Source organism: Streptomyces sp. CAI-85, from assembly GCF_013363615.1.
Classification (GTDB): Bacteria; Actinomycetota; Actinomycetes; order Streptomycetales; family Streptomycetaceae; genus Streptomyces; species Streptomyces antibioticus_B.
The window spans coordinates 214,512-227,081 of the sequence record NZ_JAANNX010000001.1; the positions used below are offsets into that span (position 1 = coordinate 214,512).

At 73.7% G+C, this 12,570-nt stretch carries 13 protein-coding genes; 4 read left to right on the top strand and 9 right to left on the bottom strand.

Annotated features, from left to right (window positions below; genetic code table 11):
* Positions 1–11: 11 nt before the first annotated feature.
* The 7 genes from G6W55_RS00865 to G6W55_RS38430 form a co-directional block, all read right to left on the bottom strand.
* Entirely contained in the window at positions 12–845 is an 834-nt protein-coding gene (locus G6W55_RS00865; RefSeq protein ID WP_175518767.1) for an ABC transporter ATP-binding protein, read from the bottom strand.
* Complete coding sequence (locus G6W55_RS00870; RefSeq protein WP_175518768.1) at positions 832–1,908, bottom strand: ABC transporter substrate-binding protein; 1,077 nt, start codon at positions 1,906–1,908, stop codon at positions 832–834. The genes G6W55_RS00865 and G6W55_RS00870 overlap by 14 nt, the downstream gene beginning before the upstream one ends.
* A gap of 65 nt (positions 1,909–1,973) precedes the next feature.
* Positions 1,974–2,882, bottom strand: coding sequence for an ABC transporter permease (locus G6W55_RS00875; protein WP_375372412.1), 909 nt, complete (start codon positions 2,880–2,882; stop codon positions 1,974–1,976).
* Between the two features lie 297 nt (positions 2,883–3,179).
* Positions 3,180–3,863 (bottom strand): hypothetical protein, encoded by a 684-nt coding sequence (locus G6W55_RS00880; protein ID WP_309243587.1) that lies wholly within the window; start codon positions 3,861–3,863, stop codon positions 3,180–3,182.
* Positions 3,864–3,975: 112 nt separating this feature from the next.
* Positions 3,976–4,803: a rod shape-determining protein gene (locus G6W55_RS00885; RefSeq protein WP_175518770.1), complete on the bottom strand. Its 828-nt coding sequence runs from the start codon at positions 4,801–4,803 to the stop codon at positions 3,976–3,978.
* Positions 4,800–5,153 (bottom strand): TraR/DksA C4-type zinc finger protein, encoded by a 354-nt coding sequence (locus tag G6W55_RS00890; protein WP_175519150.1) that lies wholly within the window; start codon positions 5,151–5,153, stop codon positions 4,800–4,802. The genes G6W55_RS00885 and G6W55_RS00890 overlap by 4 nt, the downstream gene beginning before the upstream one ends.
* Before the next feature lie 118 nt (positions 5,154–5,271).
* Positions 5,272–5,601 carry a TraR/DksA C4-type zinc finger protein gene (locus G6W55_RS38430; RefSeq protein WP_175518771.1) on the bottom strand — a complete coding sequence of 110 codons (330 nt, stop codon included), beginning with the start codon at positions 5,599–5,601 and terminating at the stop codon, positions 5,272–5,274.
* Positions 5,602–5,922: 321 nt separating this feature from the next.
* Between G6W55_RS38430 and G6W55_RS00900 the strand changes: the two genes are divergently transcribed.
* The 4 genes from G6W55_RS00900 (at position 5,923) to secD (ending at position 10,514) form a co-directional block, all read left to right on the top strand.
* On the top strand, positions 5,923–6,918 hold the full coding sequence (locus G6W55_RS00900; RefSeq protein ID WP_175518772.1) for a histidine kinase: 996 nt from the start codon (positions 5,923–5,925) through the stop codon (positions 6,916–6,918).
* Positions 6,919–6,920: 2 nt separating this feature from the next.
* Positions 6,921–7,676 carry a response regulator transcription factor gene (locus G6W55_RS00905; protein WP_175518773.1) on the top strand — a complete coding sequence of 252 codons (756 nt, stop codon included), beginning with the start codon at positions 6,921–6,923 and terminating at the stop codon, positions 7,674–7,676.
* Positions 7,677–7,726: 50 nt separating this feature from the next.
* A complete protein-coding gene (locus tag G6W55_RS00910; RefSeq protein WP_175518774.1) occupies positions 7,727–8,116 on the top strand; it encodes a hypothetical protein in 390 nt (129 codons plus the stop codon).
* A gap of 103 nt (positions 8,117–8,219) precedes the next feature.
* Positions 8,220–10,514, top strand: a complete 2,295-nt coding sequence (secD, locus tag G6W55_RS00915; protein ID WP_309243588.1) for a protein translocase subunit SecD — start codon at positions 8,220–8,222, stop codon at positions 10,512–10,514.
* Positions 10,515–10,563: 49 nt separating this feature from the next.
* Here secD and G6W55_RS00920 read toward each other — a convergent pair whose 3' ends face one another.
* Together G6W55_RS00920 and G6W55_RS00925 are read right to left on the bottom strand one after the other, a co-directional pair.
* Entirely contained in the window at positions 10,564–11,553 is a 990-nt protein-coding gene (locus tag G6W55_RS00920; protein ID WP_175518776.1) for an NAD(P)-dependent alcohol dehydrogenase, read from the bottom strand.
* A 99-nt stretch (positions 11,554–11,652) separates the two neighbouring features.
* Positions 11,653–12,366 carry a TetR/AcrR family transcriptional regulator gene (locus tag G6W55_RS00925; protein WP_175518777.1) on the bottom strand — a complete coding sequence of 238 codons (714 nt, stop codon included), beginning with the start codon at positions 12,364–12,366 and terminating at the stop codon, positions 11,653–11,655.
* Between the last annotated feature and the right edge of the window lie 204 nt (positions 12,367–12,570).

A 12,570-nucleotide genomic window follows, 5' to 3' on the forward strand; every position in this document is an offset into this window, starting at 1 on the left:
CGTCGGCGGGTTCAGGCCGCCGCGGCCTTCACCTCGTGGGCGACCCTGGCCCGGAGTTCCGCGAACTCCGGGGACGCGCGCAGCTCTTCGGGGTCGATGTCACCGCGCGGGAGCGGGATCGGCAGGTCCAGGGCGATCGTGCCGGGGCGCCTGGTGAGGACCACCACGCGGGAGCCGAGGAACACCGCCTCGTCCGCGGAGTGGGTGACGAACACCGCCGTACGGCCGGTCTGGGCGGTCACCCGGCGCACGTCCTCCTGGAGCCGTTCGCGGGTCAGGGCGTCCAGCGCGGCGAAGGGCTCGTCGAGCAGGAAGACGGGGTTCTCGGCGGCCAACGCGCGGGCGATGGCGACGCGTTGCTGCTGGCCGCCGGAGATCTCCCAGACCCGCCGTCCGTCGGTCTGCTCCAGCCCGACCCGTTCGAGGAGGTCCGCGCGGCGGCGGGCCCGCTGGTCCTTGGGCACCTTGGCGTAGCGCAGCGCGAGGTCGACGTTCCCGCCGACCGTGCGCCACGGAAAGAGGCGCGGCTGCTGGAACACGACCCCGGCGGCCTGCCCGGGCCGGGGCGCGGCGCCGGAGACCCGTACGGTGCCCTGGGTGGGCTGCTCGAAGCCGGCGATGAGCCGTAGCAGGGTGCTCTTGCCGCAGCCGGACGGGCCGACGAGCACGAGGAACTCCCCCGGCGGCACGTCGAGTTCGACCGGTCCTACGGCGGTGACGGCGTCGGCGCCGCGGCCGTAGCGGTGGGTGACGTCCGTCAGCCGGATCGCTCCGGGGCGTTCACCGTCGTCGGCGGCGGCCTCCAACGTCTTTTCCCTGCCGGTGACTTCGCTACTTGAGGCCATCGGGCAGCCCCTTCAGGTAGAGCGCCTTGCGGACCGTCTCCTCCGTCGGCGCGGAGTCGATCTGCTTCTGGTCCGCGAGGAACGCGCCCGTGTCGGTGAGGTAGGTCGCCAGCTTGCCGGGGCTGCCCTCGGTGCCGAGCCAGTCGGCGGAGGCGACCTGCTCCGGGGTGAGGAAGACGCCCTGGGACAGTTGGGCCTTGGCGTCGGCGAGGCCGATGCCGAGTTCCTTGGCGATGGCCTGCGCCGAGCCCTCGGGGTCGGAGGCGAGCCGCCGCAGCCCGTCGGCCTCCACCTTGCGCCAGGTCTCGATCGCCTCCGGGTCCTTCGCGATCAGTTCGTCGGAGACGACCGCGAGGTCCAGCGTCGGCTTCCCGCCGGCGCCGATCTCCTTGCTGCTGATGAGCTGGACGCCGGTCTCGCGCAGTTCGTCGAGCGTCGGCAGCCAGACGTAGGCCGCGTCGATGTCACCGCGCTGCCAGGCGGCGAGGATCGGCTGCGGCTGGAGGTCGATCAGCTTGACGTCGGACGCCTTCAGACCGGCCTGCTCCAGCGCGGCGAGGAGGCTGTAGTGGGAGGTGGAGGCGAAGGGTGTGGCGACCGTCTTGCCCTTGAGCCCGGCCACGTCGGTGATCCCGCCGGCCTTGCGCGCCACGAGGGCCTCGTTCTCGCCCGCCACGTCCAGGACGAAGGCGACCTTGTACGGGATCGGCGAACTGCCCGCTATCCCACGGGCGAACGGGCTGGATCCCAGCGCCGCGATGTCCAACGAGCCCCCGATGAAAGCCTGGTTGACGCTGGCACCCGAGTCGAACTTGATCCAGGAGATCTTGTGGTCGGGAAGGGCCTTCTCCAGGAGCTTCTGGTTCTTCACCAGCAAGTCGATGCTGGGGAAGGCGAAGTAGCCGATGCGCAGCCGTTTGGCGCCGCCGGAGGAGCCGTCGTCCCCCGAGGAGCAGCCGGTGGCGGCGACGGCGGCCGCGCCGAGCGCGGCGAGGAGCAGGGCGCGGCGGGTCGGCCGCCCCTGGGACGGTCCCGTGCTGACTCTGGGCTGCGAAGGGGTCATGACTGGCCTGTTTCTGTAGAGGATCGATGCGCTGTACGGCGGGGGAGGCGGAGGCGAGGGACGGGTCAGGCGCGGCCGCGCCAGGGCACGACGGTGCGTTCGAGCCAGAGCAGCAGTCCGTCGATGACGAGGCCGGAGATGCCGATGGCGGCGATCCCGACGAGCACCACAGGGGTGTTGTTGTAGTTGGCGGCGTCCTTGACCATGCCGCCGATGCCCGGCAGGCCGTTGACGAGTTCGGCGGCGACGAGCGAGGAGTACGCGACCCCCACGGCCAGCCGGACGCCGGTGAAGATCTCGGGGAGCGCCGACGGGAGGACGACGTCGCGGACGACGTCCCGGCGCGAGCCCCCGAGCGCGCGGGCCGCCTCCTGGAGGTGGAGCGGCGCGGCGGCGACGGCGGTGGTCGTGGCGACGGCGACCGGCGGGAACGCGGCCACCGCCAGCAGGGTGATCTTGGGTTCCTCGTTGATGCCCAGCCAGACGATCAGGAGGGAGAAGTAGGCGAGCGGCGGCAGGGTCCGCAGAAAGGTGATCCACGGTTCGAACAGCGACCGCACCCATCCGACGGTCCCCATGACCAGCCCGAACAGGACACCGAGCGCGATGCCGATGCCGGCGCCGAAGGCGATGCGCCGCAGGCTGATGCCCAAGTGCTCGATCAGATAGGTGCCGTTGTAGCCGCGCACGCCGTCATGGGTGGTGGAGACGGCGACGAACGCGTCCCACACCTTGGCGGGCGGCGGCACGAGCGTCTCGCTCCAGGCGCCGCTGTTCGCCACCGCCTGCCAGACGACGAGGAACAGCAGCAGCGAGCCGAACGGCAGCGCGAGTCGGCGCAGCGCGGCGAGCGACCGGGATCGGGTACGGCGCGGTGTGTCGGGCGCGGACGGCCGGCTTGCGGCGGTGCCGTCGGCGTCGACCTCCTGCGGAGCGGCCGATTCGGCGGGGGCGGTGGGCGGGGAGGGTGGCAAGGAGGGCCTCCACGGGCCTCGGAAGGACATGACGAGCACACCCGGCGCCACGCGGGGGAAGCGGAGGCGGCCGGGTCGGTGACCGGAGGCGGGTGACGGCGGGCGGGCAGGGCAACGCCCCGCGTGGCAGCGGCCGTTCAGAAGGAAAGGATCAACAACACGAAGCCGTACGGCGGCACAGGTCGACGACCAGGCGGCGTACAAGGGTTTCGTGGATCACGGGGGAAGTTGTACAGCAGGAGACAGCCGGGCGCCAGAAGCTGTCCACGCTCTGGACCCCGGGCCGGACACGGCGGCTCAGGGCGAGGTGGTCCAGCGGGGCGCGGTCCGGGCCCAATCCCCGTCCCACGCGGCGAGGTTGCGGCGGTGCAGGACCAGGGCGGCGGCGCCGTGGACGGCGCATCCGGCGAGGGCGACGGCCATGAAGGCGAGGAGCGCCCATCCCATGGTGCGGCTGCGGATCTGCTCGGTGGTCAGGGGCGGTTCGGTGAGCGCCCCGTGGCGGTCGGTCCACACGGTGACGGTGCTGCCGGCGGTCAGACCGGGCAGCACGTCGGCCTTCGCGGTGCGGTCCCGTCCGTCGGGAGCGGTGAAGCGGACGGTGACCGGGTAGCGGGCCTGGCGCGCCTCGTCGGATCCGGGCTCGGGGTGGTTCGGGGCGTCGTGGACGAGGACCGCGGCCAGCAGACTCCGGGTCCTGGCCTGCTGCTCGGCCGTCGCGCGGTAGTGCAGATGGGCGGCGTCCCCGACGGCGAACGTGGCGGCGAGGCCCAGGACCGGCACGAGCAGCAGCAGTCCCAGCCCGATCCAGCCGAGCAGCCGGTCGGTCCGCCGCCGCAGGGGGTTGCGCCGCCAGCGCCACAAGGGGACGGGGCGGAGCAGCAGGGGCAGGGGTCGTACGGGTTCGTCGGGATCGGGGTCGTGCTCGGGGCCGGGGCCGGAGCCAGGCGGCGGCTGCGCGGGGGGTATCGGGCCGGACACGGTCGTTCTCCTTCCGGGGGTGCGTAGGGCAGGCCGGTTCCAGGGGTGCGTAGGGCAGGCCGGGGCCGCGCAGGGTGTCGTCAGGGGACGGCGGTGGCGCGCGCCCCGGGCCTCAGTCGGGCAGGTCCCCCGCCGTGGGCGCGCCCGTGACCGACGGGTGGGCGTGCGCCGCCCGCAGGATCGTGGCAGCGCCGCGCAGCGCGGCGGTGTGCGGCGCGGGGACGGCGCGGGCCGGTGCGTGCAGGGTGCCGCCGAGCCGGTAGAGGAGGTCCGGGCGCAGGGCGCCGCCGCCGGCCAGGAGGGCGCCCCGGCTCAGGGCGTCGGCGGTGAGGGACGTACGGTCCTGCCGGAGCATCGAGGTGATCATGGTGGTGACCGCGTCGACGACATCCCCGGCGGCACCGGTGCCGGAGATGTCCGTGGTCCCCAAAGCAGTGCGGCGGGCGTCGAAGACGACACCGTCGACCAGCAGCACCACCTCGGTGAGATGGGCGCCGATGTCCACCACGAGCAGCGGGCGGGACAGATCGGCGTCCGCCGCGAGCGCGACGGCGCGTGCGGTGGGGACGGTCAGGACCGCGTAGGGGCTCAGGACCTGCACGGCGGCGCGGGCGCGTTCCCGGTAGGTGGGGCCGTCCAGCACCGGCGTGGTGATCACCACCAGGGGCCGGGTCAGGCGGGGCAGGCGGTCGCCGAGGATCCGGTCGAGCATGCGGGACGTTCCCGGCACGTCCACGATGGCGCCGCGCTGGATCGGGTGCACGCCTCCGACGCCGGGGAGGGTGACGGTCGGCACGTCGAGGACGGTGCCGCGGCCCGCTATCCAGGCGCGGGTGCGCGCGCTGCCCATGTCGAGGGCGAGACCGCAGCAGCGCCGGCACAGGGGCCAGGGCCGGTGCTTGCCCGGCGGGACGCTCTGGGGACGGCGGATCAGGGTCATCGTCCGGCCTCCCGCACCTGCTGGCATCGCGCGCAGTAGCGGGCCTGCGGGACGATCATCAGCCGTTCGCGGTCGACGGGGCGCCGGCACAGGTGGCAGGTGCCGTAGCGGCCCTCGGCGAGGCGCCGCAGCGCCGCCTCCACGTCGGCGAGGACCATGCGGGCGGAGGCGGCGAGCTTGAGATCGACCTCGTCCTGGGCCGTGCGGCGCCGATGCGCGGGAGTCGCGGCGCGGGCGGTCGCCGACGCGATCTGCCGGAGCTGCTCCTCACGGAAGAGGCGCTGTTCGCGCAGGCTTGCCCGGACGGCGGCGAGGTCGTCGGGCGACAGGCGCGCGGCGCGGCCGTCCATGGCGGACCGGTCGTCGGACGGAGCGTCGGTCCGGTCATCGGGCTGGTCGTCGGCCGGCTGGCCGTCGATGGTCTGGTGGTTCACCACTTCACCCCTTGTGCGCAGGGCGGGACTCGGCTCAGGCGGCGGCGCGGCGCTGGCACGCGACGCAGTACCGCGTGTACGGGAGGATCTCCAGGCGCTCCACGGGGACGGGCTTGGCGCAGCCCCCGCAGACGCCGTAGGAGCCGTCGTCGATACGGGCGAACGCCTCGCCGATCTCTTTGAGCACCCGGCGGATCGCCTCGGCCTGCGCGGACATCAGATGGGCGTCCGCGCTCTGACCGCCCTCGTCGAGGGCCCGGAGCTGGGCCATCCGGCTGTTGCGGGCGTGTTCGAGGCGCTGGCGGGCCTCGTGGGTGGTCAGCCGGCCGGGGTGGGGGTCGGTCTGGGAGGTGTCGAGCTGCACGGTGGACTCCTTTCCGCGCCACGGGCCACGTGGGCCACGCGGCAAAGGCCGCCCGGTGCGGCGCGGCCCGGACGACCGGGGGGGCGCTTGCCGAACCGGGCGGCTCGGTCCCCATCGACTCTGGCCGTCCCGGCGCCGGAATCCCATCGGGCACAGAACCCATTTGCGGTGGTCCGCGGTGACCACACCGGGACCGCGGTATGCAGGGCATGGGTACTCGATGACCTCGGAACTGGGGCACGTAATCTCTCGACCGCGCACATATTGCAAGGCAAGATGGGGCGGAGGCTGCTTGTTTCCAAGGTGAGGAGGCGTTTCCCGGTGTCGCTGTTCTGGCGGATCTTCGGGCTCAACGCCCTGGTGCTGGGTGCCGCGACGGCGCTGCTGCTCTGGGCGCCGGTGACCGTCTCCGTGCCGGTGCTGCTGACCGAGGCCGTCATCCTGGTGGGCGGCCTCGCCGTCATGCTGGTCGCCAACGCCGCCCTGCTGCGCTGGGGCCTCGCGCCGCTGGACCGGCTGACGGGCCTGATGGCCACCGTCGACCTGCTGCGCCCCGGACAGCGGCTGCCCGTGCCCGGCGGCGGCGACCCGGAGAACGGCGACCCGGCGGGCGGCGGGCGCGGCGGCGAGGTCCCCGAGCTGATCCGCACCTTCAACGCCATGCTCGACCGGCTCGAACACGAGCGGGCCACGGCCAGCGCCCGCGTGCTGCTCGCGCAGGAGGCCGAACGCCGCCGGATCGCGCAGGAGCTGCACGACGAGGTCGGGCAGAGCATGACCGCGATCCTGCTGGTGCTGGGGCGTGCCGCGGACGACGCCCCCGAGCCGCTGCGCGCCCAGCTCCACCAGGCCCAGGAGATCACCCGCGGCAGCCTGGACGAGGTCCGCCGGCTGGTCCGCCGGCTGCGCCCCGGGGTCCTGGAGGACCTGGGGCTGGTCAGCGCGCTGACCTCGCTCACGCACGACTTCGCCACCCACACCGGGCTGCACGTCGTACGCCGCTTCGACGCCGATCTGCCCGCCCTGGACCCGGAGGCCGAGCTGGTCCTGTACCGGGTGGCCCAGGAGAGCCTGACGAACACCGCCCGGCACGCGGACGCCGGCCGGGTCGACGTGAGCCTGCGCGGCGCCGGCGGGGCGATGGTGCTGGAGATCGCCGACGACGGCCGCGGCACCGAGGTCGCCTGCGAGGGCGCCGGCATCCGCGGGATGCGTGAACGGGCCCTGCTCGCCGGGGCCACCCTGGACATCACCTCGACCCCGGGCACCGGTACCCGGATCCGCCTCACCACCCCTGCCCCCAGGAAGCAGCACTGACCATGTCCGAGCCGAACGACCCTCCCGAACCCGGCACGGCCACCAGGCCGTCGCCCCTCACGACCACGACCACGACCACAGCCACGACGACCAGCACCGCCGCGCCACCGAGGCCGATCCGCATCCTGCTCGCCGACGACCACGCCCTCGTACGGCTCGGGGTGCGGCTGATCCTGGACCGGGAGCCGGATCTGGAGGTCGTCGCCGAGGCCGGGGACGGTGCCGAGGCCGTCGAGGCGGCCCGCCACACGGACGTGGACCTCGCGATCCTCGACATCGCCATGCCCCGGCTGACCGGTCTCCAGGCCACCCGCGAGCTGGCCGCGCTCAAGCCGGGCCTGCGGATCCTGATGCTGACGATGCACGACAACGAGCAGTATCTGTTCCAGGCGCTGAAGTCCGGGGCCTGCGGTTACGTGCTGAAGTCGGTCGCCGACCGCGATCTGGTCGCCGCCTGCCGCGCCGCGATGCGCGACGAGCCGTTCCTCTACCCCGGCGCGGTCACCGCCCTGATCCGCAATTACCTGGACCGGGTCAGACACGGCGAGGAGGACGCCGGTCAGCTCCTCACCCCGCGCGAGGAGGAGGTCCTCAAGCTGGTCGCCGAGGGACACTCCTCGAAGGAGATCGCCGAGATCCTCTTCATCAGCGTCAAGACCGTGCACCGCCACCGCGCCAACCTGCTCCACAAGCTCGGTCTGCGGGACCGGCTGGAGCTGACCCGGTACGCCATCCGGGCCGGCCTCATCGAACCCTGACCCTGTGCAACCCTGTTCGTCCACCTCCACGTCTGCCGAAGGGACGGTGCATGCGCCCGGCACCCCGCACCGTCCCGACCGCGGCCGCCCGGCTCGCCGTACTCCTCGCCGTCCTGCTGGCGCTGGTCCCCGGGCTGTCCGCACCCGCCGCGCCCACCGCAGCCTCCGGGACCGGGGTCGCCGTGGCGACGGCGGTGGACAGCGGTCCGCGGGCCGACGACGCGTGCGCCACCGGCTGCCCGGCCCAGGCCAGGCTCCGGCACGACCACAGCGGTGAACGCCTGTCCGCGCCGGACACCCCCGTCACCACCACCCGCGGTCCGGTCGTAGCCCCGACGGCCGACGCACCCGCGTCCGCGCGCGCAGCGCAGCCGTCCGTCTCCCCCGGCCGGACCGCGCACGATCGCGGCCGGGCACCTCCGACACCCCCCGGCACCTGAGACACCCCCTTCCTCTCCCTTCTCCCGTCACGGCCGGGCTCGCCCCTGCCCTGACGCGCCTTGTCGGAGGCTTGTGTTGAAACGCCGGAACAACTCCTCACGCGTGCGTGCGCTCCTCGCGCTCGCCGTGCTCATCGGCTCGCTGGCCATCGCGCTCACCGTGCCGGTCCGTCTCGGGCTCGATCTGCGCGGCGGCACCCAGATCGTGCTGGAAACCCGCTCCACCCCCACCACCGACGCCGGCCGGGAGGCCACCGACCGCACCCTGGAGGTGCTGCGCGGCCGCGTCGACGCGCTCGGTGTCGCCGAACCGACCCTCGTCCGCTCGGGCGAGAACCGCATCATCGTCGAACTGCCGGGCGTCCAGGACCCGAAGGAGGCCGCCGACGTCCTGGGCCGCACCGCGCAGCTCACCGTCCACGCGGTCCTCGGCACCGAGGAGAACCCGGGCGCCGGGGCACCCTCGGCAAGCCCGGCGGATCCCGCCGCCGCACGCACCCTGCCCGACGAGTCAGGGCAGCCGCTGCGGCTCGCGGCCGCCGGTCTGACCGGACAGGAAGTGAAAGGCGCCGACGCCCGGTTCGACCAGCAGAGCGGCGCCGGATGGCAGGTGACCGTCGACTTCACCGGCACCGGCAGCGACCGCTGGGCGGACCTGACCGCGCGGGCGGCGTGCCATCCCGCGGGCGACCCGCAGCGCCGTATCGCCATCGTCCTCGACGACAAGATCATCTCTTCGCCGCAGGTCGCCGCCTCGGTGGGCTGCGGGGCCGGCATCACGGGCGGCAGCACGCAGATCACGGGGTCGTTCGACGACACCGAGGCCCGCGAACTGGCCCTGCTCATCTCCGGCGGCGCCCTGCCCGTACCGGTCGAGACCGTCGAGCAGCGCACGATCGGCGCCACCCTGGGCGACGCGGCGATCACCGCCGCCGCCTGGGCCGCCGTCATCGGCACCTGCCTGACCGCGCTGTTCATCATCGCCGTCTACCGGCTCATGGGCTTCCTCGCGACACTGGCCCTGGCCTGCTACGGCCTGATCTCCTACGCCGCCCTGGCCGCGCTCGGCGCGACGCTGACGCTGCCGGGTCTCGCCGGGTTCGTGCTGGCGATCGGCATGGCCGTGGACGCCAACGTGCTGGTCTTCGAACGCGCCCGTGAGGAGAGCGCGGCGCGGGGCCGCTCCGGTACGGCGGGCACGCGGTCGGCGCTGGCGGCCGGGTTCCGCGGGGCGCTGAGCGCGATCGCCGACTCCAACATCACCACGCTGATCGCCGCCGCCCTGCTGTTCGCCTTCGCCTCCGGGCCGGTCCGCGGCTTCGGCGTCACCCTGGGCATCGGTGTCCTCGCCTCGATGATCAGCGCCCTGCTGATCACCCGGGTGCTCGCGGAGTACGCGGTGAGCCGCCCCGCGGTCTACCGGCGGCCCCGGCTGACCGGAATCGCGGGCTCCGGTTGGGTCCGTGACCGGCTGGTGCGGCGCGACCCGTCGCTGATGCGCCGTCCGCGCCGCTGGCTGGCCGCCTCCGCCGTCGTGCTCGTGGTGGCCGTCGCGGGGATCCTGGTGCGTGGTCTGGACTTCGGGATCGAGTTCACCGGCGGCCGTCTCATCGAGTACACGACGAGCACGCCCGTCGATCCCGACCGGGCCCGTGCCGCGCTGACCGACGCCGGGTTCCCGCGCGCGGTCGTCCAGTCCTCCGGGGACACCGGGCTCACCGTGCGCGCCGAGCAACTGACCGACACCGAGGCGGCGACCGTCACGGAGACCGTCGGCCGGCTCGGCGGTGACACCCAGAAGGTCCGCGACGAGCTGATCGGCCCCACGCTGGGCGACGAACTGCGGCGCAACGCCCTGATCGCCCTCGGTCTGGCGCTCGGCGCCCAACTGATCTATCTCGCGGTCCGTTTCCGCTGGCGGTTCGCCACCGCGGCCGTCGGCGCGCTCGCCCACGACGCGCTGATCCTGGTCGGCGCGTTCGCCTGGCTCGGCAAGCCGGTCGACGGGGTGTTCCTGGCGGCCCTGCTCACCGTCATCGGCTACTCGGTCAACGACTCCGTCGTCCTCTTCGACCGCGTCCGTGAGCTGATCGCCCGCGACCGCACGGCCGCCCTGCCCCGGCTGACGGACAAGGCGATCCTCCAGACCCTCCCCCGCACGGTGAACACCGGCATGGGCGCGGCGCTCATCCTGACCACCCTCGCCGTCCTCGCCGACGACACGCTGACCGACTTCGCCCTGGCCCTGCTCATCGGCCTGGCGGTCGGCACGTACTCCTCGGTCTTCACGGCGGCACCCCTGGCGATCGAACTGCATCCCCGCCCTGCGGCCCCCCGTCGGCCGGGCGCGGCCGGGGTCCCCGGGGCCCGACGGCAGCGGGAGAGGGAGAGGAGCTGAGACATCCCCCCGGCAGGTCCGGCCGGGGTGAGGAGGCCGCCCCGCCCCCTCACCCCACCACGACCACCGCCTTCCCCCGCGCATGCCCCCGCTCCACATGGCGGACGCCCTCCGCGGTGTCGGTCAGGGGGTAGGTGCGGTCGACGACCGGGGTGAGCGTGCCGGACTCGATGAGGGCGGTTACGGCGAGGAGGTCGTCGTGGGTCGGTCCGGACGGGGCGGCCGGGAGGATCGGGCGCAGTCGCTGGCGGACGACGGTGTCGACGGCGGCCGTGCGCAGCATGAAGCCCATCGCCCCGAACACCCGGCCGGGCGATCCGCCGCCGTTGGCGACGAGGGTCCCGGTCGGGGTGAGCGCCCGGCGCAGGCGGCGCAGCGGGTGGTTGCCGACGTTGTCCAGGATCACGTCGTAGTGCGCGTGCCGGTCGGTGAAGTCTTCCCGCGTGTAGTCGAGGACGTGCGTGGCGCCCAGCGAGCGCACCAGGTCCGCGTTGCGCGCGCTGCACACGCCGGTGACCTCGGCGTCCAGGGCGGCGGCGATCTGCACGGCGAACGTGCCGACGCCGCCGCCCGCGCCGTTGACCAGCACCCGGTGTCCTGCCCGCACCCGTCCCACGGTCCGGATGCCGCGCAGGGCCGTGACCGCGCCCATCGGGACGGCCGCGGCCTGTTCGAAGGTGAGGTGCGCGGGCTTGGGCACCAGCAGGTCCGCGGGGGTGCGGGCGTACTCGGCGAAGGAGCCGCGGCAGAACCCGAGCACCTCGTCGCCGGGCCGGAGCCCCCGGACGCCGTCGCCGACCGCCGCCACCTGTCCGGCCGCGTCGATCCCGGCCACCCGGGAGAGCGGCCGGATCCGGCCCACGCCGCCCAGCAGCCGCGCCACGTACGGGTCGCCGCGCAGCATGTGCCAGTCGTAGGGGTTGAGCGCGGCCGCCCGCACCCGCACCAGGACCTCGCCGGCGCCCGGCTCGGGCCGGTCGGTGTCCACCAGCCGCAGCACGTCCGGCGGCCCGAACCTCTCCTGGACGATCGCCTTCATCGGTCTCCCCCATCCCCTCGCCGCCGCGTCGAGGTGTACGGCGTACACCTCCTTCTGGGCAAGGTAGGTGTACGCCGTACACCCGTCAAGGGGGGAGAGTCAGGTCCGGCCGAGCAGCCGTTCGAGGCCGTCCAGGGTCAGGTCGAGGGCGAACTCGAACTCGGCCTGGTCGTCGCAGCCGGAGCCGACGACGGAGTCCTCGTCGTGAGCGACGGCCATGGCCAGGGCGGTGATGTGCGGATAGCGCGCGGCCATCTCCTCGGGGGACGGCTCGTCCGGGTCCGGCTCGCCGCCGGGACCGTCACCGCCGGGGGTGTCCTGGAACAGCTCCTGCGAGAAGCCGAGCAGCCGGCTGCCCATGACGTGCATCGCGTGATGAACCAGGCCGATGGGGAACCCGCCGGCCCGGAACAGGCCGATCATCGAGTCCAGGTAGGCCATGACCGCGGGCGTCGGGGTGGCCCGCGCCTTCATCCGGGACTCGATGACCTCGGGCGCCCACGGGTGGCGCAGCAGCATGCGGCGGGCGGACAGGACCCGTCCACGGACGGCGGTCTTCCAGTCGGCGTCCTGGGCGGGCGGGTCGATCTCCCCGACGAGGACGTCGATCATGCCGTCCAGCAGCGCGTTCTTATGGGCGACGTGCTTGTAGAGGGCCATCGGGACGACGTCGAGGGCCTGGGCGATCCGGCGCATGCTGAGCGCGTCGACCCCGCCCTCGTCGGCCAGCGCGACGGCGGTGACCAGGACGCGCGCCTTGCTCAGCGGGGCGCGGGAGCGCGGGGCGGACCCGGCCCGTGCGGCTCTCCCCACGGTCCCCTCTCCCACCTGCTCCGCCTCCTCGGTCTCGTCCCGGTCGAAGGTACAGCGTCCACCGGGCGAGACGGGTGGGCGGGAGGGGCGCGGGTCGGCGTAGTCTCGGCGTCACATACATGCAACACACACTTGCCATGGAAGTAAGGCAAGCCTTACCGTTCTCTATCGCACCCCTCTCCACCGCACCACCCAGGGTCCGGA

Coding starts and splice junctions, on each gene's coding strand:
- G6W55_RS00865 (WP_175518767.1), bottom strand. CDS start 845: ATGGCCTCAAGTAGCGAAGTCACCGGCAGGGAAAAGACGTTGGAGGCC.
- G6W55_RS00870 (WP_175518768.1), bottom strand. CDS start 1,908: ATGACCCCTTCGCAGCCCAGAGTCAGCACGGGACCGTCCCAGGGGCGG.
- G6W55_RS00885 (WP_175518770.1), bottom strand. CDS start 4,803: ATGACCCTGATCCGCCGTCCCCAGAGCGTCCCGCCGGGCAAGCACCGG.
- G6W55_RS00890 (WP_175519150.1), bottom strand. CDS start 5,153: ATGGACGGCCGCGCCGCGCGCCTGTCGCCCGACGACCTCGCCGCCGTC.
- G6W55_RS00905 (WP_175518773.1), top strand. CDS start 6,921: ATGTCCGAGCCGAACGACCCTCCCGAACCCGGCACGGCCACCAGGCCG.
- G6W55_RS00910 (WP_175518774.1), top strand. CDS start 7,727: ATGCGCCCGGCACCCCGCACCGTCCCGACCGCGGCCGCCCGGCTCGCC.
- G6W55_RS00920 (WP_175518776.1), bottom strand. CDS start 11,553: ATGAAGGCGATCGTCCAGGAGAGGTTCGGGCCGCCGGACGTGCTGCGG.